Origin of the sequence: Gluconobacter sphaericus NBRC 12467, from assembly GCF_006539125.1 — a bacterium.
Lineage (GTDB): Bacteria > Pseudomonadota > Alphaproteobacteria > Acetobacterales > Acetobacteraceae > Gluconobacter > Gluconobacter sphaericus.
This window is the reverse complement of sequence record NZ_BJMK01000013.1, coordinates 1-23,044: the sequence shown is the minus strand read 5'-3', so window position 1 is coordinate 23,044 and position 23,044 is coordinate 1. Positions and strand designations below refer to the sequence as shown.

Genomic DNA, 23,044 nt, shown 5'->3' with positions numbered 1-23,044 from the left:
TGCCTGTCAGACGGTCCGGATATCACCCACAAACTGCGTGATACGACGGCAGGCTTCAACCAATTGCTCATCCGAAGCGGCAAAGGACAGGCGCAGATATGGGCTGTACCCGAACGCCGAACCCGGCACAGTCGCCACATGCACCTCGTCCAGAAGCGCCTCCGCAAAAGCCACATCCGTATCGAGCAACCGTCCCTGCCCCGACGTGCCGCCAATCAGAGCCGCAATCCCCGGATAGGCATAGAATGCACCATCCGGCATCACGCAGGTCAGGCCTGGCACCTGCTGCAAGGCCCCCACGACCAGACCGCGTCGGCGCTCATAGGTTTCCAGCATCCGGCCGATCCCGTCAGCATCACCATCCAATGCCGCGACTGATCCGGCCTGTGCGAGCGTGCACACGCCGGACGTGGCATTGCCCTGCACCGCAACCATGGCCTGGATCAAAGGGACCGGACCACAGGCGAACCCGACACGCCAGCCCGTCATGGCGTAGGCCTTGGCCATCCCGTTCACGATCAGGATACGGTCCGCCAGATCCGGCGCGACACTCAGCAGGGAGAGGTGTTTTTTTCCATCAAACGTCAGATGCTCATAGATCTCGTCGCTCATCACGAGGACATGCGGCGCCTCGCGCAGGACATCTGCAATGGCTTCCAGATCGTGACGCTCAAGAATAGCGCCGGTCGGATTGTTCGGAAAATTCAGGACCAGCCATTTCGTCCGCGGCGTAATGGCCTCGCGGATCGCTTCGGGGTCAGGACGGAAGCCGTTTTCTTCCCGGCAGCGGATCTCGACAGGAACCCCGCCCAGCATCCGGGTGATCAGCGGATAGCTGACCCAGTACGGCGCCGGCACAATGACTTCGTCCCCGACTTCCAGCGATGCCATCAGCGCGTTGAAAATGACCTGCTTGCCACCATTCGCAACCATGATCCGGTCAGACGTGACGTCCAGAGCGTTATCACGACGGAACTTCCGGATAATGGCGTCAATCAGCGGTTTCTGACCGGGGATCGGCGGATAACCGGTATCGCCCGCCTTCGCTGCGGCATAAGCGGCTTCGATCGCTTCGGGCGGCGACGGAAAATCCGGCTGCCCGAGTGCGAGCGAAATAACATCCGCCCCCTGCGCCTTCAGTTCACGCGCGCGGGCTGCCATTGCGATGGTTGCAGGACGGGGAAGATCAGCCAGACGGGATGCGATAGTGAAACTCATGAAAGCTCTCGGCAAAAATTCTGGATCCGGGTGCAGGCTTCCGTCAAAAGTTCCGTGCTGGTCGCATACGAGATCCGAAAATAGCCCGGCGTCAGAAACGCCGCGCCATGCACGGCCGCCACACCGGTTTCCTCGAGCAGGGCTGTCACGAAGGCTTCGTCATCATCGATCAAACGCCCACCTTTGCTTTTCTTACCCAGTGTTCCAGCGATGGACGGAAACGCATAGAAAGCACCTTCGGGCAAAGAGCACGACAAGCCAGGGGCCTCATTCAACATCCCGATCACGAGATTGCGCCGTTCCTGATAGACTGCGACCATTTCAGAAATAAAGCCCTGTGGCCCGGAGACAGCTTCCTGTGCAGCAGCCTGAGCAATGGAACACGGATTGCTCGTGCTCTGGCCCTGGAGCTTGATGAGCTGTCGGGTAAGCTCAGCGGGCGCTGCCGAAAATCCGATACGCCAGCCTGTCATGGCATAGGCTTTGGACACACCGTTCATCGTCACGGTGCGCGAGCGCAAACGCGGCTCGACCTGCACCACGGTCTTTGCAACAGCCCCGTCGTACAGGAGCTTGGCGTACATATCGTCTGTGAGTATCCAGATATCCGGATAGTCCAGCAGCACGTCTGTCAACGCCTTGAGAGATTCGGTATCGTAAGCCGCGCCTGTCGGATTGCAGGGCGAATTGAGACAGAGCCACTTTGTCCGGGACGTAATCGCGGCGCGAAGCTGCCCGGCCGTCAGACGGAAGCCATTTTCTCGGTCAGTCTGGACAATCACCGGCGTGCCCTCAGCCAGCGTCACGATGTCGGGATAAGAAACCCAGGCAGGAGCCGGAATAATGACCTCATCTCCTGCATTCAGGGTCGAAGCCATGACATTGTAAATGACCTGCTTGCCGCCCGTAGAGACGCAGATTTCCTCGGCTTTGTAATCAAGATCGAAATCAGCGTTCAGACGCGCCGCCACGGCCTTGCGCAGTTCGAGTGTGCCTGCCACGTCCGTGTATTTGGTCTTGCCAGCCTCAATGGCCCGAATTGCTGCCCGTTTAATGAAATCAGGCGTATCAAAATCCGGTTCACCCGCAGAAAGGCTGATAACATCGCGGCCCTCGGCCTTCAGGGCACGGGCTTTCTGGGTCACGGCAATCGTCTGGCTGGGCAGAATGCGGTTCAGACGGTCGGCAATAAAGGACATGACAGGCTTCCGGATCGTTTTGGCGGCACGATCCTAAACGCGTTCCAGGCACTTTGACCACAGGGAGCCCAGCTCCAATCAACAAAAAAAAGCGTCTTGAGACCAACAATGCGGGAACGCTAGGCGTGGAAAAATCAGGCCAGCTTTTCCATTTCGCGAAGCACCGCCTGTCCCATCATTTCAGTACCGACGCGAGCCATTCCCGATGACATAATGTCGCCGGTACGCAGACCCGAAGCCAGAACATTTGAAACAGCCGTCTCGATCAAATCGGCATCCTCACCGCGATTGAGCGAATAACGCAACAGCATGGCGAACGAAAGAATCTGGGCTAGCGGATTGGCGATCCCTTTGCCTGCAATGTCCGGTGCACTGCCATGGATCGGTTCGTACAGGGCATTGCGTTTGCCATCCGCGCGAACCGGGCCAAGCGTAGCCGAAGGCAACATACCGAGCGAACCCGTCAGCATCGAGGCCAGATCGGACAGGATATCGCCGAATAGGTTGCCCGTGACGATGACATCGAACTGGTTCGGGTCACGGACCAACTGCATTGCGCAATTATCCGCCAGCATGTGGGACAACTGGACGTCCGGATATTCACGCTTATGAACGTCAGTCACGACTTCCTTCCACAGGAGGCCACTTTCCATGACGTTGCACTTCTCGACCGAACACACGCGGTTGTCGCGTTTACGGGCAAGATCGAAAGCAACGCGTGCCACACGCTCAATTTCAGACGTCGTGTATACTTCCGTGTTGATGCCGCGACGGGAGCCATCGGGCAGTGTCTCGATGCCACGCGGCTCACCGAAATAGATGCCACCAACCGTCTCGCGAACGATCATCAGGTCAAGTCCGCGCACCACTTCAGGCTTCAGCGCGGAGGCGTCAATCAGGGCATCGAACAGCTTGGCCGGGCGCAGATTGGCGAACAGTTCGAGTTCCTTGCGGAGCTTGAGGATCGCAACTTCTGGGCGCTTGTCGAACCCGACATGGCTCCAGGCCGGATCGCCCACCGAACCGAACAACACTGCGTCTGACTGACGGGCCAGTTCAACAACCTCGTCGCGGATCGGCACGCCGTGTACGGCAAGCGACGCTGCACCAACGAGTTCTTCCGTGATTTCAAGCTTCAGTCCGCGATATGCACTCATCCAGTGCACGATCCGCGCAACTTCGCGCATGACTTCCGGGCCAATTCCGTCACCGGCCAGAACCAGAAGCTTGTGTGCGTCGCTCATTTCACAGTCCCTATGGTAATTGACGGCACCCATGCACGGCTGGGGCGATGTTCGAAGCTGCTGATTTCGGTATCATGCGCCATGGTCTGCCCGATGTCGTCCAGCCCTTCCAGCAACATGTGACGACGGAACGGATCGACCTCAAACGCGATGGTCTCGCCATTCGGACGCACAATGACCTGGCGCTCCAAATCTACTGTCAGACGCGAATTCGAACCCTGACGCGCATCGTCCATCAATTCGTCGCAGATCTCGCGAGGCAGCGGGATCGGCAGAATACCGTTCTTGAAGCAGTTATTAAAAAAGATATCGGCAAAGCTGGGTGCGATCACGCAACGGATTCCGAAATCCAGCAGCGCCCACGGAGCATGCTCGCGCGAAGACCCGCAGCCCAGATTGTCGTAGGTAATCAGGATTTCGGCATGCCGAAATGGCTCCTGATTGAGCACAAAATCCGGCTTTTCATTGCCATCGGCATCATAACGCTGGGCGGCGAAAGCATTCTTCCCCAGACCGGTCCGCTGAATGGTCTTGAGGAAGCGGGCGGGAATGATCTGGTCCGTGTCGATGTTCTCGGTCGGCATGGGCGCCGCAATGGCGGTGAGTTCCGTGAACTTGTCCATCAGACGGTCTCCTTCACCAATTCACGCACATCGCACAGACGGCCCGTCACAGCTGCCGCTGCCGCCATGGCAGGCGAGCAGAGATGAGTCCGGCCATCAGGTCCCTGACGCCCCTCGAAATTACGGTTGGAGGTTGACGCACAACGCTGACCCGGCGTCAGACGGTCCGGGTTCATCCCCAGACACATCGAGCACCCTGCCTCACGCCATTCAAAACCGGCATCAAGGAACACCTTGTCCAGTCCTTCAGCTTCAGCCGCATGCTTCACAAGACCGGAGCCCGGAACGATCATCGCCCGGACGCCCTTGGCAACATGCCGTCCGCGCACCACGTCCGCCGCAGCACGCAGATCTTCCAAACGGCTGTTCGTGCAGGAACCAATGAACACGACATCCACCGGAGTCCCGGCGATCTTCTGCCCGGCTTCAAGCCCCATATAGTCCAGCGCACGCTGGATCTGGGCGGCACGAGCCGGATCGGCGACGTCCGACGGAGACGGCACGGAACCGTCGATCGGCAGCACGTCCTGCGGGCTGGTGCCCCATGTGACGGACGGGATGATCTCTTCAGCGGCCAGCGTGACTTCCGTGTCGAAATAGGCGCCTTCGTCAGACACCAGACTGCGCCAATAATCACAGGCCTGATCGAACGCCCCACCCTTCGGAGCAAACGGGCGGCCCTTCACATAAGCGAAGGTCGTCTCGTCAGGCGCAACCAGACCTGCACGCGCACCGGCTTCGATGGACATATTGCACAGTGTCATACGCCCTGCCATGTCCAGATCACGGATCGCAGATCCTGCAAATTCAATGACATGGCCAGTACCGCCAGCGGTGCCGATACGGCCGATGATGGCCAGCATAATGTCCTTGGCCGTCACACCCGGACCGACCTTGCCTTCAACCGAAACGCGCATATTCTTCGCGGGCTTCTGCAGGATCGTCTGTGTCGCGAGCACATGCTCGACCTCGGACGTGCCGATCCCGAACGCCAGCGAACCAAGAGCCCCATGCGTGGAGGTATGACTGTCGCCGCAAACGATCGTCATACCCGGCAGAGAGATACCCTGCTCCGGCCCGACAACATGCACGATCCCCTGAGAGGCGGAACGCAGCGGGAAATAGGGAATGCCGAATTGCGCAACATTCTTCTCAAGCGTTTCGATCTGGAGGCGGCTTTGCGGCTCCTCGATCGGCTTGGAACGGTCGGACGTGGGGACATTGTGGTCCACCACGGCCACCGTGGCATCCGGACGACGCACGCGACGCCCGGACATCCGCAGGCCCTCAAAAGCCTGCGGGCTTGTCACCTCGTGAACGAGATGCCGGTCGATGTAGAGGATGCACGTCCCGTCCTCGAGACGCTCGACGACATGATCGTCCCAGATCTTGTCAAAAAGGGTTCTGGGCGAATTGGTAACGGGCATCCTGTATCTACTCCGAACGGGTTAGGAAGCGGCCTTGCTGTCCGCCTTCGGCAGATCGCGGGGACGCTCGGCAATACGGGCGGACTTGCCCGAACGGCCACGCAGGTAATACAGCTTTGCGCGACGGACCTTACCGCGACGCACAACTTCGATGCTGGCGATCGACGGTGCGTACAGCGGGAACACGCGCTCCACGCCTTCACCGTTGGAGATCTTGCGAACCGTGAAGTTGCTGTTCAGGCCCTTGTTGGAACGGGCAATAACAACACCTTCGAAGCTCTGAACACGCTCACGCGTACCTTCGACAACGCGGACGCCAACGCGGACCGTGTCACCTGCAATGAACTCGGGAACAGCGCGGACGCCGGAAAGACGCTCGATCTCGCGCGCCTCATACTGCTGGATAATGTTCATGACCAAACTCCTGAAAACAAAACTTCAATGGACCTGCTGTCGTGCCAGATACGCATCCCAAAGGTCCGGGCGGCGCGCCTTCGTGACGGCGATTGACTGTTCATGGCGCCAGCGGGCGATGGCACCATGGTTGCCGGAGAGAAGAATGTCGGGCACGTCCCGCCCGTCCCACACTGCCGGCTTGGTGTACTGTGGATATTCAAGAAGCCCTTCGGCGAAGCTCTCGTCCTGACCGCTGACGTCCGACCCCATGACGCCCGGAAGAAGACGAACACACGCATCCAGAAGAGTCAGGGCAGGAATTTCTCCGCCCGACAGCACGACGTCGCCCATGCAGAGCTGTTCGATATCGTGCTTCTCCAGAACGCGCTCGTCCACGCCTTCAAAGCGCCCACAGAGAACGACGACCCCTGGCCCGGAGGACAGGCGCTCCGCATCTTCATGCGACATGCGCTTGCCCCGTGGCGTCGGATAGACAACCGGACGGCCATCCAGCGCGGGTAGCGCCGAGAGGGCCGTACCCAGAACGTCTGCCCGCATCACCATACCGGCTCCGCCACCGAAAGGCGTGTCATCGACGGCCCGGTGACGTCCCAGTCCATGCTGGCGCAGATTGTGCGCCTCGCAAGACCAGATCCCCCGCTCCAGCGCCCGGCCCGCAAGGGAGAACCCCAGCGGCCCCGGGAACATGTCGGGAAAAAGGGTCAGGATGTCCGCGCGCCAGCTCATGCCCGCACCTGGACCTCGCCGGAGAGATCCCCCTCGACCTCGACTTCAACAGGAGGGACAAGAACCACTTCCCGTTTCGCAAGATCCACATGGGGAACACAGGCCAGCGTGAACGGCACGATCAGACCACGATCCACTTCGAGGCTGACGCCTGCGCCGTAATCGTGAACCACCGACACCGTCCCGAGAACATCTCCGTCTTCCGAGACAGCCGTCATACCGATCAGATCAGCATGATAGAATTCATCGTCTCCGGTTTCCGGAAGAACGGTCCGCGGAACATACAGCTTGGCATTGACCAGACGTTCGGCAGCCGTACGGTCGGGAAGATCCTGTCCGTCGGCGTCCGTCAGTGCAGCCACGCCTGCCGAAATCCAGCGTGCCGTCCACGCCCTGCCCTGCCCGTCATGCAGCACGCCCAGCGTCTCGACCGAAGCCGGATCATCTGTGGCAGCATGAAGATGCACCAGACCGCGGACACCGTGCGGACGACCGACGGTGGCAATTAGGACATCGCTGTCAGAGTTGAAGCGGGGCACGTCTCGGGCTTCCTGAAAAGCGGCTCAATCAGGCCGCAGCAGCAGCGGCGGCAGCCTTGGCGCGTTCCTGAGCCTTCGCCTTCGGAGCGGACTGCTTGGGCTGCTCGTTGTAGGTCGGCTTCGGAGCCAGGCCTGCATTGCCGAGGAAACGGGCAACACGGTCCGTGGCGAGGGCGCCGTTGGACAGCCAGTGCTTGATGCGCTCGTCAACGAGACGGATACGGTCGGCGTGATCGGCCGGCAGCATCGGGTTGTAGGAACCGACCTTCTCGATGAAACGGCCATCACGCGGGCTGCGGCTGTCAGCAACAACGATGTGGTAGTAGGGACGCTTCTTGGCACCTGCACGTGCAAGGCGGATCTTGAGGCTCATGAATACTCCTGAGAGACAGACTTTTAAAAACGGGACGGATCAGACGAAAGGCGGGCGCCCACCGGGTTTCCCCCCGGGGCCGCCCATGCCCTTCATCAGATCCGCCAGACCTCCTGCACCACCCATGCCGCGCATCAGGCCACCAAGGCCCATCTTGCTGATGCGTTTCATCATGGTGGACATGTCGTTGAACTGTTTAAGCAGACGGTTGATCTCCGGAACCGTGGTTCCCGAGCCTGCCGCAATGCGCTTTTTGCGGGACGCCTTGATGATCTCCGGCGTCTTGCGCTCCTGCTTCGTCATCGAGGAAATGATGGCCTTGTGACGCTTGAAGATCGACGTGTCGAGCTCCTTGTCGCCCAGCATATCCTTGATCTTTCCCATCCCCGGCATCATGCCTAGGATGCCGGAAATCGAGCCCATGCGGTTGATCTGGTTGATCTGGGACACATAGTCATCCAGATCGAACTTGCCCGCGAGCATCTTCTTGGCGACGCGCTCACCTTCCTCGTGATCGAGGGTTTCAGCAGCACGTTCCACCAGCCCGGCGACGTCACCCAGACCGAGAATACGGCCCGCGACACGCTCGGGATGGAATTCTTCAAGCGCTTCGAGGTTCTCACCCGAACCGGTCAGCTTGATCGGCGCGCCCGTGATGGCCTTCATGGACAGGGCCGCGCCACCGCGGGCGTCGCCGTCCATCCGGCTCATGACAACACCGGTAATACCAACAGCTTCGTTGAAGGCCTTCGCGGTATTGACGGCGTCCTGACCGGTCATCGCGTCAACGACCAACAACGTCTCGGCAGGCTTGGTGAGCGTACGGATTTCCCGCACTTCATCCATCAGCGCTTCGTCGATGGATAGACGGCCTGCCGTATCGAGAATAACGACGTCATAACCTTCGAGGCGACCGGTCTCGAGCGCACGCTTTGCGATCTGTACGGGAGACTGCCCGGCAATGATCGGCAGAGCCTGAACGCGACCCGTCTTAGCGTTGACGCGCTCAGCCAGCTGCTGAAGCTGAAGCTGCGCGGCTGGACGCTGGACGTCGAGACTGGCCAGAAGGACTTTCTTACTCTCGCGACCGGACAGGCGCAGGGCGATCTTGCCGGAGGTCGTCGTCTTGCCCGAACCCTGCAGACCTACCATCAGCACCGGAACCGGCGGATTGGCGGACAGGTTCAGCGGAACCGCCCCTGCCCCGCCCAGTGCGTCGATCAAGGCATCATTGACAATCTTGGCCACGGCCTGACCGGGGGAAACGCTTTCCAGCACTTCCTGCCCAACAGACCGCTCGCGTACCTTGTTGACGAAGTCCCGCACCACAGGCAGAGCAACGTCTGCCTCCAGCATGGCGAGACGCACTTCACGCATGGCCTCGGTGACATCAGCCTCCGAGAGCTTCCCGTTCTTGGAAAGCCCTTCGAGGACACCGGACATCTTGCCTGAGAGTTGATCGAACAACGGGTCACCTTAAAAGCAAACAGAAACACGCCACTGCGCGAGTCTTCGCGAGGTGGCGTGTCCGGAAACAGGACCCCTCTATCGCCTTGGCACCGAAGCGTCAAGCGATAGAGGCATAATCAACAGTTTTCAGGGCATATCTTCCGGATCACCTTCCGGCGGCGGCCCCATCAGAGCTTTCATCTGCTCATGGAGCGCCTTAATCTTGTCCATGGTCTCCTTTGCCTGCTGGCGCTGGGCCGGGGTCAGCAGATCATGCAGCTGCTCCATGGTGTCAAGATGAAGCGCGGAGACCTTGGCCTTGACCTCATCCTCCTGCTTGCCCAGATCCGCCAGGGCAGCGTGATCCAGATCACCAGGCACGCTGAGAGCGTCATGAATCTTGCCCTCTATGGCACGCCCCTCAAGACGGAGTGCACGCTCGTCCTGATGAGCCTTCTCAAAAACAGCCTTGAGCTTTGCCTTTTGCGCTGTGGTTAGCGTGATACCAGGCGGGATGGGCGGCATCATAAAGCCCGGACCACCACCCGGCGGAGGTCGATGGCCATCAAACCCATGATGCCCCTCAGCAGAAGCCATAAGAGGAGCTACCACTAAGCCGAGGGCAGCAATGACAGGAAGAAAAGCAGCGGGACGAAAGATCGTCATGGACGTCATATCCTTCGAGGTTATGGCAGCCGGAGGCGCACAAAACGCCTCCACACGTTTCTAGATGGCACGTTTCAATGTTGCTGACCGCCCCCTTCTGCGTTTCAAAGAGTAAGCTCTCCCCCCTATGCAACACTAGCCCTTGACGGCAGAAGTTTCCCGTCGCATGAAGCATCCGACCCTGGCAGAATTCTTCAGAGATGAAGCCTGCCGGATGGAGAGGTGGCCGAGTGGTTGAAGGCAGCGGTCTTGAAAACCGCCATACGTGAGAGCGTATCGTGGGTTCGAATCCCACCCTCTCCGCCAGATAAATCAAAAATTCCCAGATTTTTCAGGTAATTACTGATTTATCAAAATCCATCCCACCTTGGGTTTTATCTTAAAAATGCGTCATCGTGCAGCGCTCGGACGCGATATGCGTCGTCCTGTAAATTTTCCAATGCAATCTGCTTACTGATGTCCCCTCCTTTCCAAAGACATCCCGATGATCTGAGGGCGAGCCTGAAGCAGAAATCCTCAAAAAATGTTGATAAATCTCATGAAGTTATCATTGATGTTCGGCTAACATTCTAAAATAAGTTGATACTCACAGTACCAAAGACTTTGTAAGACCAGCGAACCATCTTCCACTGAGTTAAACAGAAACTCTGTTGAGCTCTTGAACGTCCAGAAAACCGAGCATTCGAGCGACTACGCGTGCCCCCCTCTCGACAATCGACAGATATGTCGCAGCGGACGAACTCGAACGCTTGAAAATCGGTCCAAGGCGAACTCTATTTCGACTGCGCGATGTCGAAAGGCTCGTCCGTCGAGGCAGCATATTTTTGCCCGCGCTTTGATCGATCTCGGATGGCGGCGGCATCGTACCGCCCAGACACGCCGATGGATTGCTCCCCCTGACTTTCCGACAAAAGATCCCGGCAAACTTCGATGGTATTACAGGTGACGATGTCCGCCAAAACACAGCGACTTCGCGAGTACCTTTGCACGAGAGAAAGCACCCGTAGGCGATTATCGCGGCATTTGACGGTCATCATAGCCCTATCGTCCAGGTTTGACCTGACCAGCATGAGGATCGATGGATACCAGCAGAAACGGCTGTATGATGCGGGATTGCCCCTGATAGAACATCGGAAGACGGTCCAGTTGCGCGATGGGCAGCCAGAGTCGGCCATCCGGTGCAAGGCAAGGTGCATCAGCCCAGTGCAGACGTGAATCCGAGATCAGTTTCGTGATCTTCCCGGAAACGTCCCTTCGATAGACGCCGTCATCCTTCAGGTTGGTAAAGTAGAGATTTCCTGCAGTATCCATGGCGCTGCCCCCGATTGGAGGTAAATCTGCCCACGGCTGAACAGCCGCAGACAGATCGGTTGATGCCACATTGGGATCATCGAGCAGTGCTGTCGGGATGCGGGACCACGGTCCTTCAAGCGGCCCGAAATACAGCCATTTCCCGTCCGGACTCACTTCAAGCGGATCGACATTCACCAGAAACGGCTGATGCGGACCGTTCTCCAGGACGTGTCCACCCATGACAATCGGTCGATCTGTCCGTGCACGTGTGGACGCGTCATTGTCCAGAACACGACGTGCCTGACCTGTTTTGATATCAAGAACGATCAGCGCTGCCTTGCCCGCATCCGTCAGATAAGCATGCCTCCCGTTGAAACGGATATCGTCGATATAACTGCCTGTCTTCGCGATCTCCGGGTCCAGAGGATAAATCCGCAGCACATGGCCCGTTGCCGGATCAACACGGACCAGTTTGGCTCCCCGGGGTACGGGTGGACCTCCAAAAGACGGAGTTCCGGTATCAACAACCCAGAGCGTGCCATCAGGAGCGACATGGAGCGCGTTGACGCTGACAAAGCGATGCGTTGCATTCTGTCCGGGTTGCCAGCCATTCCAGTCAGCATCTGGAAACGGCTCTATCTTTCCATTCTCCGTCAGAAGACCCACGGCCGGTCCGGAAAACCCGGTCCAGCGAGGGCCTGAGACAAACACATGACCACCAGCAAGCGCTACGGCGTTCCAGTCTATTGTGTTAGTAGTCGCCTCAATCCTGATGGTCTGAGCACGGGAAAGATCAGGATGTCCGCATACCCCAACGAAACCCGTAAAAACGGCAATAACGATCCTGCGCAGGCCTCTTTTTGAGAAAGCCTGCCGTAAGCGCGGTCTCATGAACCCCATGATGTCAGATCCCTGCGATAAAACCGGACGGCGTACCGTCGGCAGGATCGACAAACACCACGTCATCTGGCGCCCGTCGCGGCGTGTCGATGGCAAGAAAAACGACTGGATGACTCAGAATGCGGGGCACGGCATGCACCGCCCGACGGGGGAACACCAGAAGATGGCCGGGTGCAAACGGGGCCTCCTCTTTGGGATCACCGATCCAGAATGTGCCTGTCCCGGAGAGGACATGAAGCACTTCATCGCACTGGGTATGATAATGCGGCGGTACTTCCCGATAAATCCGAAAGACCCGGATACTGGCTTCCGGTTTGTCAGTCAGATAGGTGTCCAGCAGCATCGTGTCTGCCGTTTCGGGGAATGCTGCCGCAATTTTATTGAGATCGAAGCGACCTCCCGTTCGGTTCAGGGTCATCAGATGTTCTTCGTCATTCATGAAATTTGCCCTTCTCAAGCGCTTTGACTGTTTTCGTCATGATTGCCTCCGTTCAGGCAGGGAAACCTTTGAGAACGATTTTGCCTTTGGCCTGACCGCTCTCGATCAGAGCGTGAGCCTCCTTCAGATTGGCGGCGGTGATATGTCCGAGATTTTTGCCGAGCGTCGTCCGAAGACGTCCTTCCTCTACGAGATGCGATACGTCGTTCAGGAGTTTCCCTTGTGCGCTGATGTCTGCCGTCCCGAACAGTGAGCGGGTGAACATCAGTTCCCAGTGTAGGGACAGGCTTTTGCGCTTGAGCGGTACGGCATTGAGCTCAACTGGATCATCAATCAGGCCGAAATGTCCCTGAGGAGCCAGAAGTTCGACGATCTCTGCCAGATGCCGATCCGTCTGCGTTGTAGAAAAAACAAAGCTGGGAGCGCCCGTAGGAAGGGCTGCAACTTGTGCGGCCAGAGGCTTACTGTGATCTATCACGTAATCTGCCCCGAGAGATGTGACCCAGTCCTGCGTTTCGGGGCGCGACGCCGTAGCAATGACCGTGATATCAGTCAGAACCTTGGCCAGTTGGATCGCCATGGAACTGACCCCGCCTGCGCCTCCAATGATCAGAATGGAGGACGTCGTTCCCGGGACAGACCGACGAATGTCCAGACGATCAAAAAGCATCTCCCAGGCGGTGATTGCGGTCAGCGGTAAGGCTGCGGCTTCGGCCCAGTTCAGGGAACAGGGTTTACGACCGACAATCCGCTCATCGACCAGATGAAACTCGGCGTTGGTCCCCGGGCGCTTGATTGCGCCGGCATAAAAGACCTCATCGCCGACAGAGAAATCCGTCACCTCCGGTCCGGTTCCAACAACAACCCCCGCCGCATCCCAGCCCAGAACACGCCACTGACCTGCCTCTGGTGTCGCACTGCGACGGACCTTTGTATCAACCGGATTGACCGACACAGCCCTGATTTCCACCAGAAGATCCCGGCTCGAAGGAACAGGTTTCGGTAGATCAATATCCTGAAGAGACGCCGGATTTTCGATGGGAAGCGGCGTCTGATAACCGATGGCCCGCATGATGTCTGATCCTCTGTTGAATGAGGAGAAGAGTGAGCACTATGCTGTTTTCAGACAAGAACGCACTTTTAACGCCCATAGTGTCGGAAATGATACCGTTATGACCCGTATCCGCCATCAGTCGCTCGATTGCAGCCCCGGCTGCGCTGTTGAAGCAACGCTTCAGCTCATCGACGGGAAATGGAAAGGCGTGATCCTCTACCACCTGCTTCAGGGAACTTTACGCTTCAACGCCATCCGCAAACGCCTGTCCAATATCACCCAGAGAATGCTGACAACCCAGCTTCGCGAACTGGAGCGTGACGGGTTCGTGTTACGGACGGTTTACCCTGAAGTTCCGCCAAAGGTGGAATACAGTCTCACCCCGCGCGGGCGGAGCCTCGAGCCCGTCATCATGGCTCTCAAGGCCTGGGGCGATCAGCACACAGAGTTCAGGCACGTTCCTGAGATCTAGAGGGTTTGAAAAACTCTTTGGTTTTGAGGGTTCCTCTGTGATTTCATTTCCCCTGAGTTGATTTGGGCATGGATCATGAAGCAGCCGGGTTTCTTTGATGTTGACGAGCGGCTTGCCCAGTTAAGTGGGCTCATACCAACCGTTGATTGCTAAAACCTATGAGCCCAATCGCGCAGTCCGATTGACATGATGTGCCAAGGTTGTTCGACGAACTGGTTCCAGGCACGGCAGGCGATATCAACGATATCGTCATAGGTTTTTAAGATTCTGTTTGAGAGCCATGTATTTCTGAGGAACTGCCAGAGATTTTCCATGGGGTTCAGTTCAGGAGCCCGGGGATACAGCGGGAGAATAGTGATATTGCAAGGAACATCCAGCTTTTGACTGATATGCCATGCCGCCTGATCTACAATGAGGAGGGCGTGCGAGCCTGATTCAACCGTTCGGGAAATCTCCGTGAGATGCAGCTGCATGCCGTGCAGGTTGCAGACAGGGAGCACGAGGCCTGCGGCCGTTCCCTTTTCAGGACAGATGGCGCGCGCCGAAGATCCACGCGGATCTGGTGCGCAGGTCAGCAACGGCGCGGGGCCGGATGCCCTGTTTTGCCCACCATCGGGTCAGCTTCATTTTCTGGCCGATCCGTCCCGGCCAGACGTGCCGCGTCTCCGCGTGAAGCAGCATCGTAGATTGCTGCCAGTGCCAGAAGCCGACGTGCCTGACCCGCATGCCTCGTTGTCCGCGCCAGCCCACGCAAACCCACCGCATCGTAATCTTCACGCAATGCCAACGCTCTGCCCATTTGGATGCCTCCCCGGTTCGCCATCAGGTGAATCACAGGCCGATCCAAAACGATACCGTCAAGAAATCAAATATGAGTCAGGGCATCACAGAGTTGGTATGAGTGGGCTTAGTGATCAGCTCGAAGCTTTTTCCCAAATTATGGATTTTGAAGTCTTCCGCCCTGATCTGGAGCAGGTTTTGGTCTATTCAGATGAGAGTAAAGGCGGACGACCGCCATTTGATCCGGTGCTGATATTCAAAATTCTGGTGATCCAGACGCTAAACAATTTGTCCGACGAACGGACAAAGTATCTGATTAACGATCGCCTCTCCTTTATACCTTCCTTGGTCTGGGGCTGTCGGAGCGGGTTCCGGATTCCAAAACAATCTGGCTGTTCCGCGAATGTCTGACACAGGCAGGGGCCATTGAAAGACAGTTTGATTGTTTTGATACCACCCTATGCAACGCTAGTCGCTGTTCCAAAGCAGCACAATGCGAACGCTGAGAAATCGGATCTCCGGACAGGACGTATCTCCGAAGACTGGCAGGACAAGCCGGCAAGGCTGTCGCACATGGACCGTCATACGCGCTGGACACTGAAGTTCACGAAAACAAAACGGCAGGATGACGGGACGATCCCCACAACGGATCTCGCTATCCCGTTCTTTGGCTACAAATCCTACGTCTCCATCGACCGGAAGTTTCGGTTCATCCGGAAATGCAAGACGACGGATACCGCCGCCAGTGTTGGTGCGCGACTGAGAGAGGGATTGCTGGATCAAACCAATACGGCCTTAACAGTCTGGGCAGACAGGGCTGTTCGTCCGGACTGTCGGTGTCACCCGGGCCGCCATGACGATCAGACTGGCCAATATCATCTACAACATGCGCCGCTTCCTCTGCCTGGAACGGATCAGAGCACCACAGCGTAGCTATCAAGCGGGTGACGGCCCCCCAATCTGCTCAAAACGCAGATCAAAAGCGACCCAAAGAACTGTCAACCAGAACGTCAAATGCCAGAAATTACAGGCCAAGCGTATCAACCAAAGGTTCTTCAATCCCTCCATCTGAAAGCTGCAGACCAAGGAAGCGTATGAACGACAGGCGGTCGTTGATCAGATACTCCGTCCGTTCATCGGACAGGCTGTTAAGTGTGTGGATCACCAGAATCTTGAACATCAACACGGGATCAAACGGAAGACGCCCGCCTTTGCTCCCATCTGAATAGGCCAGTGCCTTGTCCAACTCCGGGCGGAACACTTCAAAATCCACAGTTCAAGGACAAGCCCGCTCAATCACGCAAGCCGTTCCCCAAAACCAAAAAAAACAGACTGCTTCATAATCCATACCCACGATCAATGCAGCAGAAATGGAATCACACAGAACAAGTCAAAGGGGGGGGGGGCGAACCCTCCGCCTATAGCTAATTGTTACCGTCGCCAAAAGATTCCATTCTGGCGGCTGACGTCAATACGCCCGTAGCAAAAGCCAGAGCCGCAGCGTTCATCAAAGCCTGAGCATGACTGACAGCGTACGCACTGGTCGCCTGCGAAAGTTGTGCCTGAGCCTGGTTTGCATTCGTAAGATTGCCCACTCCGGCCGCGTAAGACGCGGAGGCTGCTTTGAATGCGCTTAGTGCGGCGTCTCGGGCCACGGCGGCTGAATGCACTGAAGAAAGGGAAGTAGCCAGCGCGTCACGTGCGTTTGCAACCTGTTGTTCTGCGGCCAGAACATCCTTGTCGAGGGTGGCTCTTTGCGCCTGCTCGCGTGATTGCGCCTGCCTCAGCTGGTTTTGCAACAAACCACCCTGAAAGAGCGGCCACGACAACTGGACTGCGACGGTGCCGTTAGGCTGGGCCACCCGCGAAGCTGGTGCGGTTTGGGTATATCCGTACACCTTTTGCTCACCGATATAGGCCTGCACGTTTGCGTTGAATTCCAGTTTTGGCAGCATTGCCCTTTGTGCGGCGCGTGTGGCGGCTGTGGCGGCATCCATCTTATAGAGATCGGATAGGATATCTGGTCGGCGCTCGAGAGAGGCGCGCATCAGGCGTGTTACGTCTCCCGGGATTTGCTGTGGAAGGTGTGTGTCTCTAGAGGACGCGACTGATAGGTTGACGTCTGGCGGTAACCCCATTGCCTGCAGAAGAGCATATCGCGCGCTATGCTCGGCACTGCGTTTCTGATCCTGCTGAAAAACTGCGGTGGCGGCGTTACTACGGGCTAGAGTAACGTCGACGACGGTGGCTTCCCCATGAGCATATCGAGATTCCGCTGAAACCTGCAGCAAGCGGGTATTTCGAACTGACTCTTCCGCAGCTTCATAATCGGCGATCGAGGCTTCGTGGTTATAGTAGGCGTTGATGACATCCATGAATAATTTTTGGTGAGTCTGTGTGAAATCAAAGTTCGATGCGATTGAAAGAGCTTTTGCGCTGTCTATGGTTGCGCGGGTATGGCCGAAATCAAACAGTAGATAAGACAGTTGTATTTCAGGGAAGGCCGCCATCGCATTGGCCGCCATATATCCTCTAGGGGTCAGGAAGTTCGGCATGGAGGTCACAGTACGGCGTCCTCCCGCTAGCAAGGTCGCAGTGATTTGCGGTGCCAGGGCTGACTCGGATATGCCCACGGCAAGCGCATTTTGCCGTGCCTGCTCCCATGACAGATGCGTTTGCGGATTGTGCCTCTCTGCGATGTCAATCAGTTCGGAAAGCGTAAGTTTTTTTCCAGATATTACAACACTGTCTGCAGAAGCGGCGTCCTGCCGGGCTGCCGGCATACCAGCTTCGGTTGAGGCCTGATCCAGCCTGCTCAAACTTTGGGAGATTTTACTGTGCGTTTGCTCCGAGGTCGGCGCGGCGAAGTCATTACTCCCCGGCGGCATTTTCAAACCTGTCTGTTTTGCCGGACGCCATGGGCGGTCTGCAGCCGAGGGAGCGAGATCCGACGTATCGTGGCATCCGCTTACTGTCGCAAGAACGAAGCATAGTGAAGAGATAAAGGGGAGACTTGTTCGTCTTTTTCTAGCTACGGCAGATTTCCAATTCGTAGAATCAACCATGTGAAACACCCGCATTATTACATTGTGCGGCATCCAAAGTGCCCAGAATATTTTTGATTCCATCGTCTACTGACGAAAACCAGATCGTTCTCTCAGGGTCGTCGGGAATGATCGGAGGAACGGGGACGGATGATTTGAGTTCGTCATATCCCTCCCCTGTCACAATCCATTGGGCGAACCTATCGAGCCACCCTCTCAACGCAACAAGTGTCGTGTCGACTATTGCACTCGACAGATGGGACATATCGACGATCACTGATATTTTCACTGCCAGAATCTGGATATCGGTAAGAAGGCGATGATTGAAACCTCTGGCGAAAAGTCGCTTGCTGACCGCTGCTCCCTCCAGTGCGTCTGCACTGAAGGATGATCTGACGGCCGCAATGGACTGACCAAATGCTTCGCGATCCTTTTCCTGCGCAGGATCGAACGGCGCTTCGGGGTTTTCTTTTTTGAAAACCGTCATGTCCGCGAGAGTTTTTACAGCGTCGGCCAGGTTCTTGCGCGCGATGGTGGCGACGCTGACGGGCCAGAGCGTTGTCGAGACCAAGGCAACCACCACATTGCCCAACAGGACGCCGATAACCCGGTCTCTGGCCGTTTGCATATCCAGTGTGGGGCCATAGCCCTGAAGAATACTGAGGCAGAAGGCGAAAGCTGTTTGCACTCCAGCGTAAGCAATTCGATCACTGCCTGATTTTATCCAGGCAGAGACAAATAATACGGGCGTCATCATGAGAATAAGTCCCATGATGCCTGTAACGATTGGCATGAATACGAGAATACAAAAAATGCCCGCAAGGCCCCCAGCAAGTGCGCCAAGCAAACGCAGAAACATCTTGTGTGTTGTATCGCCGATTGTTCCCATCGGAACGACAAAACAAGTCAGAACGCAAGTTCCGATCGCAGGCCAGTCTGTAAAACGTTCGATAAGGTAACAGATGATAACCGACACACATAATCTTCCCGCAGCGTGACGACCTGCTTGCTTCACGGCGCCCCCAGGCTTGAAAAGCGGTGCGGGATTGTCGTCGATCTTCGGCAGCAAAGATTCATCGACTTCGCCAGGTCTGGAACTCAGAGCGAGAATAATTCCAACGCTCCGTGCGATCTCCCGAGCCAGTGGGTGCAGTACAGGGCTAGGAGCGAAGGCTTTCGCAAGGCGTTTCAGATTGGCGGCGACGTCGTGACCGAAACCAGATGACACAACCTCATCGTCAGCTTTTACGATCAGTCTTGCTGAGTGTCGAAGAATCCCAGATGACGTCTGCAGAATATCTGGTGTTGTGGGTGACGCCTCGGATTGCGGGATTCGTCTTTCGTTGACGGCGGTAGCCCATAATGTCGCCATTAGCGAGATACGAGAGATGTAGCGAATTAACGCACGACTGGCCGCAGGATTTTCTGCCTCCGATTTGAACGATGCCGCCAGATCATGCAACTTTCTCATGCCGGAAACGCCCATGACTGAAGCGGCGAAAAGTCTTTCCATCGAATGGCTATGTTGTTCGCATCCTTCGTCCATTGCATCGGCAACAAGTAACAATCTGTCAGATTCCGCTTTTTTCAGTACCTTGCCGGGATTACGCCCCCACAGGTGGTTTGTAATAATGATCAGTGTCAGCGCTACGGCGTAAAGGAGCGCAAACCAGAGGCACTCGTGAAGAAATGACTCTTCCGGAGACAAATACGCACTATCGCGTATGACACTATCAGTGGTGTTTCCAACCCAAGCGTCTATCGCATTGCCCGCACTCTCGACCTGATCCACCATTGTCAGCAGATAGACGGTCCAGAAGAAAAATACGTTGGCGAGCATACCTGCCGTCATCACGGAGCTCAGGTATCCTGCACAAAGCGTCAGGAGAACCATCAGAGGCAGGCGGATCGCCGGTTCAGCCATCGTGAACATCATACACAGGATGCTCGCACCGGTACCGATCACGATCATGCCGCCGCCAGTCAACGCCATACGCGAACTGGTCGCCGCGTCATTTCCTGAAAGCAGGAATCCGATCCACACAAAGAGCGCGACTTCGGGCAGCCGAAACGTCTCTCCAATCAGAAGAAACAAGATGGCGAGGCATGTCAGCCGGATCGTATTTCCCAGTCGTCCGGGAGACGGCGCCATTTCTGCCGCCATTCCCCGAATTGTGAAAACCGGATTCCCCTCATCAATAGAGAGAATATGGACAGTGCCAGACTTATTTTCTTTCGCAGTCCGACGTCTGAGCGAGAAGAGGTGAAGATTCATCTCTGGATTGTCGCAACAACTGTTGCTCCGATACGCATAAGCTCAGGCGGAGGTTGATCCAGACTGATCCGTATGGGGTAACGTTGGGCAATTCTGACCCAGTTCAGGTTGCGTGCAACTTGCGGTAGCCCGTTCGTCAGACTGCCTACATCTGGCTGAACACCACCGCCGAGGCTTTCCACATGACCGCGCAGCACAACGTTGGGGCGCGCCAGCACGTGGATGATCGCATTTTGGCCAGGATGAAAGTCAGGCACTTGGGTTTCACGGAAATTGGCGATCACCCACCAGTGCTCAGTGTCAATAATCGTAAACAGAGCCTTGCCTTCTGCCGCATACTCACCAGCGGCGATATTGAGCCCTGTTATCTGACCGTCACACGGAGCTTTAACTTCGGTTAAACGCAAGTCCCTCTGCGCAGCCGCCAACTGTGCGGCTGCTCCAACGATCTGTGCTCGAAGGGGCTTGTCGTCGCGAACGCTCTTCATTGCAGCATTCTGCGAGTGAATCGCCTGTTCAAGCGCTGCCGACGAGGTTTTAACATTACTTCTGGCCTGATCGAGTTGCTGAGCCGTCACGAAGCCCTGTCTGGCCAGAGGAGCCAAGCGAGCTTCGGTAGACTGGGCCAGCGCAAGCTGGGCTTGCATCTGTTCGACGCTGCTTCCCTGAGCCTCGGCAGTCGCCACTTGCGAACCAATTTGCAGATGCTGCAGCGGCAAATCAGCCTTCAGATTATCCAAATTGGCCTGAGCTTGGTCTAGCGCGTAACGGAAAGGCTCTGGATCGATGACAAATAGCGTGTCACCGCGATGGACAAATTGATTATCCCGTACGTTGATTGTGATAATTCTACCACTGACTTCCGGGGCCATATTGACAATATTAGCTTGTATAAACGCATCATCCGTGCGGGGACTGCGTTCGACAAGACAGGTAGCCACAACGGCAAACAGCACGCACAGCAATAGACTGGTGACGAGAAATGCATATCCCGTCATTTTTTTCGAGGATACCATCCTTCAAATACCTATCCAGATGATCCACAGGGCCAATGTAACGGCTGTACCAAATGCAAGCCACGAAAGCATTGGAAGAGGGATAGCGTCGTCGAAATCGAATGCGCTGAATATAATGCGGGTGAGTGCCGCCACGCTGGCACCAACAAACGCACATACGAGCCAAGACGGAAAAAAAGATCCAAACAGTTCTTGTGTCGGCGAGGTATTACACCCTGCGACGAACAGACAGATCAATATGGCCATCTTGTTTATATTATTGGTTTTTATAAGATACATTCTATTTCTTCCATTACTCGCAAGGAACGTGTATGCGGCGCAATGGTTTCAGAAGAAGCTGTGCTTAATATTGCGATGGACGTGAGCCATTATCCGGGGGGCGAAGCTCAGGCCCCATAGCCAGAAGATAACGGTTGCAGCGAGGCAGATTACCGAGGAGAAGGCATTCGGGCCGCGTTGCGACATACCGCCAGTCCTTGAGCCTTCTGAACATAATCTCGATGCGGTTACGGCGTTTGTATTTCCGCCTATTGTATTTGACCGGTTTCCCGCGAGGTTTTCGTCCCGGAATGCAGGGCCTGATTCCTTATACCTCTGAGGCATCCACGAACCAGTCAATCATTACCCCGGTCCGCCAGCATCCATTGTACCATGGGCAGAGCCGAGGCTCCGGTATAATCACTGACCTGTCCTGCTGTCATGAAGAAGCTGGAGGGTTCGCACCCCTTAGCGCTGATTTGTTCTGTGTGCTTCTATTCGTCCGCTTCTGGTTGGGGAATAGCTCATGAAGCGGCCCGGTTTTTTGATTTTAAGGAACGGCTTACTCGGCTGAGCGGGCTTGAAGATCAACTCGAAGCGTTTTCCCAAACTATTCAATGACCGCCTCTCCTTGTATCCGCTTTGTGGGATTGGGGCTGTCGGACCGGGTTCCGGATGGCGAAACAATCTAGCTGTTTCGCGAGCGCCTGACGCAGGCGGGAGCCATTGAAAGACTGTTTGAGCGGTTTGACGCGACCCTGCGGAACACCGAGTATCTGCCGATGTCGAGCCAGATCCTGGATGCAACGCTGGTTGCTGCTCCAAAGCAGCGCAACACGAACGCTGAGAAATCGGATCTCCAGGCAGGACGTATCCCCGAAGACTGGCAGGACAAGCCGGCAAAGCTGCCGCACAAGGATCGTCATGCACGATGGACACTGAAAAGTTCACGAAGGCGAAGCAGCAGGATGACGGGATGATCCCCACAACGGATCTGGCCATTCCGTTCTTTGGCTACAAATCCCACATTTCCATCGACCGGAAATACCGGTTCATCCGAAAATGGAAGGCGACGCATGCCGCTGCCAGTGATGGTGCGCGATTGAGAGAGAAGACTTCATGGAAAAACAGGGCTTTGTCTCCAAGGTTCACAGGAAGAAGCCACATCTCAAACCTATGCCCCGGCATATCCAGCAATATAATGCAGGGAAGTCAGTGATCCGGTCGCGTGTCGAGCATGTCTTTGCCGATCAGAAATCGCAGACAGGGCTGTTCCTCCGAACGGTAGGCATAACGCAGGCCACCATGAGGATCGGGCTGGCCAATATCGTGTACGACATGCGTCGCTTCGTCTTCCTGACACGGATCAGCGCGAGCACGTAGCCATCCAGCGGGGGCAGCCCTCGATCTGCTCAAAACGCAGATCAAAAGCGCCACAAAAAACCGTTAATAAAATCGCCAAATACCCAAAATCAGAATCAAGACGCATCAATTAACGGTTCTTCGAACCCTCCAGCTTGCTCATAATTTTTCAGCCTCATCTTCCTTACCGCATTACGGGATGGATTTGAATGCATCTATCTGTTTCTTCAGAATGGCATAGTTTTCTGCAAAGCCCTGAAAAAAAGACTA

Annotated in this window: 19 protein-coding genes, 1 tRNA gene and 5 pseudogenes; 4 read left to right on the top strand and 21 right to left on the bottom strand. The window is 56.2% G+C overall.

Going from position 1 to position 23,044, the window contains the following annotated elements:
* Nucleotides 1-6: 6 nt before the first annotated feature.
* From GSP01_RS09280 to GSP01_RS09230, 11 genes are all read right to left on the bottom strand, one after another.
* The gene (locus tag GSP01_RS09280; RefSeq protein ID WP_141352919.1) at nucleotides 7-1,218 is read right to left on the bottom strand and encodes a pyridoxal phosphate-dependent aminotransferase; all 1,212 of its coding nucleotides are present in this window, start codon (nucleotides 1,216-1,218) and stop codon (nucleotides 7-9) included.
* The gene (locus GSP01_RS09275) at nucleotides 1,215-2,417 is read right to left on the bottom strand and encodes a pyridoxal phosphate-dependent aminotransferase (RefSeq protein WP_141352917.1); all 1,203 of its coding nucleotides are present in this window, start codon (nucleotides 2,415-2,417) and stop codon (nucleotides 1,215-1,217) included. The genes GSP01_RS09280 and GSP01_RS09275 overlap by 4 nt, the downstream gene beginning before the upstream one ends.
* 134 nt (nucleotides 2,418-2,551) lie before the next feature.
* On the bottom strand, nucleotides 2,552-3,661 hold the full coding sequence (gene leuB / locus GSP01_RS09270; protein WP_141352915.1) for a 3-isopropylmalate dehydrogenase: 1,110 nt from the start codon (nucleotides 3,659-3,661) through the stop codon (nucleotides 2,552-2,554).
* Nucleotides 3,658-4,284, bottom strand: coding sequence for a 3-isopropylmalate dehydratase small subunit (gene leuD / locus GSP01_RS09265; RefSeq protein ID WP_141352913.1), 627 nt, complete (start codon nucleotides 4,282-4,284; stop codon nucleotides 3,658-3,660). Before leuD ends, leuB begins: the two co-directional genes overlap by 4 nt.
* Complete coding sequence (leuC, locus tag GSP01_RS09260; RefSeq protein ID WP_141352911.1) at nucleotides 4,284-5,711, bottom strand: 3-isopropylmalate dehydratase large subunit; 1,428 nt, start codon at nucleotides 5,709-5,711, stop codon at nucleotides 4,284-4,286. Before leuC ends, leuD begins: the two co-directional genes overlap by 1 nt.
* A gap of 21 nt (nucleotides 5,712-5,732) precedes the next feature.
* A complete protein-coding gene (rplS, locus tag GSP01_RS09255; protein ID WP_041110658.1) occupies nucleotides 5,733-6,125 on the bottom strand; it encodes a 50S ribosomal protein L19 in 393 nt (130 codons plus the stop codon).
* 24 nt (nucleotides 6,126-6,149) lie between these two features.
* The gene (trmD, locus tag GSP01_RS09250; protein WP_141352909.1) at nucleotides 6,150-6,854 is read right to left on the bottom strand and encodes a tRNA (guanosine(37)-N1)-methyltransferase TrmD; all 705 of its coding nucleotides are present in this window, start codon (nucleotides 6,852-6,854) and stop codon (nucleotides 6,150-6,152) included.
* Nucleotides 6,851-7,393 carry a ribosome maturation factor RimM gene (gene rimM / locus GSP01_RS09245; protein ID WP_141352907.1) on the bottom strand — a complete coding sequence of 181 codons (543 nt, stop codon included), beginning with the start codon at nucleotides 7,391-7,393 and terminating at the stop codon, nucleotides 6,851-6,853. The genes trmD and rimM overlap by 4 nt, the downstream gene beginning before the upstream one ends.
* Nucleotides 7,394-7,421: 28 nt before the next feature.
* Entirely contained in the window at nucleotides 7,422-7,766 is a 345-nt protein-coding gene (rpsP, locus tag GSP01_RS09240; protein WP_062029531.1) for a 30S ribosomal protein S16, read from the bottom strand.
* A 39-nt stretch (nucleotides 7,767-7,805) separates the two neighbouring features.
* Nucleotides 7,806-9,233 carry a signal recognition particle protein gene (gene ffh, locus GSP01_RS09235; protein ID WP_141352905.1) on the bottom strand — a complete coding sequence of 476 codons (1,428 nt, stop codon included), beginning with the start codon at nucleotides 9,231-9,233 and terminating at the stop codon, nucleotides 7,806-7,808.
* A 129-nt stretch (nucleotides 9,234-9,362) separates the two neighbouring features.
* A complete protein-coding gene (locus GSP01_RS09230) occupies nucleotides 9,363-9,881 on the bottom strand; it encodes a Spy/CpxP family protein refolding chaperone (protein ID WP_167495517.1) in 519 nt (172 codons plus the stop codon).
* Between the two features lie 216 nt (nucleotides 9,882-10,097).
* On the opposite strand from GSP01_RS09230, the gene GSP01_RS09225 reads away from it, so the two are divergent.
* Nucleotides 10,098-10,187 (top strand) — tRNA-Ser (locus GSP01_RS09225).
* A 735-nt stretch (nucleotides 10,188-10,922) separates the two neighbouring features.
* Here GSP01_RS09225 and GSP01_RS09215 read toward each other — a convergent pair.
* Genes GSP01_RS09215 through GSP01_RS09205 form a run of 3 tightly spaced genes read right to left on the bottom strand, consistent with a single transcriptional unit; the run spans nucleotide 10,923 to nucleotide 13,585 of the window.
* On the bottom strand, nucleotides 10,923-12,065 hold the full coding sequence (locus tag GSP01_RS09215) for a major royal jelly family protein (RefSeq protein WP_255320889.1): 1,143 nt from the start codon (nucleotides 12,063-12,065) through the stop codon (nucleotides 10,923-10,925).
* Nucleotides 12,066-12,078: 13 nt separating this feature from the next.
* Nucleotides 12,079-12,513 carry a cupin domain-containing protein gene (locus GSP01_RS09210; RefSeq protein WP_141352897.1) on the bottom strand — a complete coding sequence of 145 codons (435 nt, stop codon included), beginning with the start codon at nucleotides 12,511-12,513 and terminating at the stop codon, nucleotides 12,079-12,081.
* 52 nt (nucleotides 12,514-12,565) lie between these two features.
* Nucleotides 12,566-13,585 carry a zinc-binding alcohol dehydrogenase family protein gene (locus GSP01_RS09205; protein ID WP_141352895.1) on the bottom strand — a complete coding sequence of 340 codons (1,020 nt, stop codon included), beginning with the start codon at nucleotides 13,583-13,585 and terminating at the stop codon, nucleotides 12,566-12,568.
* Nucleotides 13,586-13,685: 100 nt separating this feature from the next.
* Between GSP01_RS09205 and GSP01_RS09200 the strand changes: the two genes are divergently transcribed.
* A complete protein-coding gene (locus tag GSP01_RS09200) occupies nucleotides 13,686-14,039 on the top strand; it encodes a winged helix-turn-helix transcriptional regulator (RefSeq protein WP_174787584.1) in 354 nt (117 codons plus the stop codon).
* 149 nt (nucleotides 14,040-14,188) lie between these two features.
* Here the strand turns inward: GSP01_RS09200 and GSP01_RS09195 are convergent.
* Nucleotides 14,189-14,838 (bottom strand): annotated as a pseudogene (locus GSP01_RS09195) (transposase).
* A 98-nt stretch (nucleotides 14,839-14,936) separates the two neighbouring features.
* Between GSP01_RS09195 and GSP01_RS09190 the strand changes: the two are divergent.
* Nucleotides 14,937-15,741, top strand: a pseudogene (locus tag GSP01_RS09190) (transposase); the annotation flags it as partial.
* A 144-nt stretch (nucleotides 15,742-15,885) separates the two neighbouring features.
* On the opposite strand, the pseudogene GSP01_RS09185 reads toward GSP01_RS09190, so the two are convergent.
* The 6 genes and pseudogenes from GSP01_RS09185 to GSP01_RS09160 form a co-directional block, all read right to left on the bottom strand.
* Nucleotides 15,886-16,092: pseudogene (locus GSP01_RS09185) on the bottom strand (transposase); the annotation flags it as partial.
* A gap of 151 nt (nucleotides 16,093-16,243) precedes the next feature.
* A complete protein-coding gene (locus GSP01_RS09180; RefSeq protein ID WP_167495516.1) occupies nucleotides 16,244-17,884 on the bottom strand; it encodes a TolC family protein in 1,641 nt (546 codons plus the stop codon).
* The gene (locus GSP01_RS09175) at nucleotides 17,877-20,138 is read right to left on the bottom strand and encodes an FUSC family protein (RefSeq protein ID WP_141352889.1); all 2,262 of its coding nucleotides are present in this window, start codon (nucleotides 20,136-20,138) and stop codon (nucleotides 17,877-17,879) included. Before GSP01_RS09175 ends, GSP01_RS09180 begins: the two co-directional genes overlap by 8 nt.
* Nucleotides 20,135-21,154 (bottom strand): efflux RND transporter periplasmic adaptor subunit, encoded by a 1,020-nt coding sequence (locus GSP01_RS09170; protein ID WP_141352887.1) that lies wholly within the window; start codon nucleotides 21,152-21,154, stop codon nucleotides 20,135-20,137. The genes GSP01_RS09175 and GSP01_RS09170 overlap by 4 nt, the downstream gene beginning before the upstream one ends.
* Before the next feature lie 3 nt (nucleotides 21,155-21,157).
* Nucleotides 21,158-21,400 (bottom strand): YtcA family lipoprotein, encoded by a 243-nt coding sequence (locus GSP01_RS15440; protein WP_167495515.1) that lies wholly within the window; start codon nucleotides 21,398-21,400, stop codon nucleotides 21,158-21,160.
* Nucleotides 21,401-21,550: 150 nt separating this feature from the next.
* Nucleotides 21,551-21,870: pseudogene (locus GSP01_RS09160) on the bottom strand (transposase); the annotation flags it as partial.
* Between the two features lie 61 nt (nucleotides 21,871-21,931).
* Between GSP01_RS09160 and GSP01_RS09155 the strand changes: the two are divergent.
* A pseudogene (locus tag GSP01_RS09155) lies at nucleotides 21,932-22,795 on the top strand (transposase).
* Nucleotides 22,796-23,044 lie beyond the last annotated feature (249 nt).

Coding starts and splice junctions, on each gene's coding strand:
- GSP01_RS09230 (WP_167495517.1), bottom strand. CDS start 9,881: ATGACGATCTTTCGTCCCGCTGCTTTTCTTCCTGTCATTGCTGCCCTC.
- GSP01_RS09200 (WP_174787584.1), top strand. CDS start 13,686: ATGACCCGTATCCGCCATCAGTCGCTCGATTGCAGCCCCGGCTGCGCT.
- GSP01_RS09175 (WP_141352889.1), bottom strand. CDS start 20,138: ATGAATCTTCACCTCTTCTCGCTCAGACGTCGGACTGCGAAAGAAAAT.
- GSP01_RS09205 (WP_141352895.1), bottom strand. CDS start 13,585: ATGCGGGCCATCGGTTATCAGACGCCGCTTCCCATCGAAAATCCGGCG.
- GSP01_RS15440 (WP_167495515.1), bottom strand. CDS start 21,400: ATGGCCATATTGATCTGTCTGTTCGTCGCAGGGTGTAATACCTCGCCG.
- GSP01_RS09170 (WP_141352887.1), bottom strand. CDS start 21,154: ATGGTATCCTCGAAAAAAATGACGGGATATGCATTTCTCGTCACCAGT.
- GSP01_RS09280 (WP_141352919.1), bottom strand. CDS start 1,218: ATGAGTTTCACTATCGCATCCCGTCTGGCTGATCTTCCCCGTCCTGCA.
- trmD (WP_141352909.1), bottom strand. CDS start 6,854: ATGAGCTGGCGCGCGGACATCCTGACCCTTTTTCCCGACATGTTCCCG.
- leuC (WP_141352911.1), bottom strand. CDS start 5,711: ATGCCCGTTACCAATTCGCCCAGAACCCTTTTTGACAAGATCTGGGAC.
- leuB (WP_141352915.1), bottom strand. CDS start 3,661: ATGAGCGACGCACACAAGCTTCTGGTTCTGGCCGGTGACGGAATTGGC.
- rplS (WP_041110658.1), bottom strand. CDS start 6,125: ATGAACATTATCCAGCAGTATGAGGCGCGCGAGATCGAGCGTCTTTCC.
- GSP01_RS09215 (WP_255320889.1), bottom strand. CDS start 12,065: ATGAGACCGCGCTTACGGCAGGCTTTCTCAAAAAGAGGCCTGCGCAGG.
- GSP01_RS09180 (WP_167495516.1), bottom strand. CDS start 17,884: ATGGTTGATTCTACGAATTGGAAATCTGCCGTAGCTAGAAAAAGACGA.
- rpsP (WP_062029531.1), bottom strand. CDS start 7,766: ATGAGCCTCAAGATCCGCCTTGCACGTGCAGGTGCCAAGAAGCGTCCC.
- leuD (WP_141352913.1), bottom strand. CDS start 4,284: ATGGACAAGTTCACGGAACTCACCGCCATTGCGGCGCCCATGCCGACC.
- GSP01_RS09275 (WP_141352917.1), bottom strand. CDS start 2,417: ATGTCCTTTATTGCCGACCGTCTGAACCGCATTCTGCCCAGCCAGACG.
- GSP01_RS09210 (WP_141352897.1), bottom strand. CDS start 12,513: ATGAATGACGAAGAACATCTGATGACCCTGAACCGAACGGGAGGTCGC.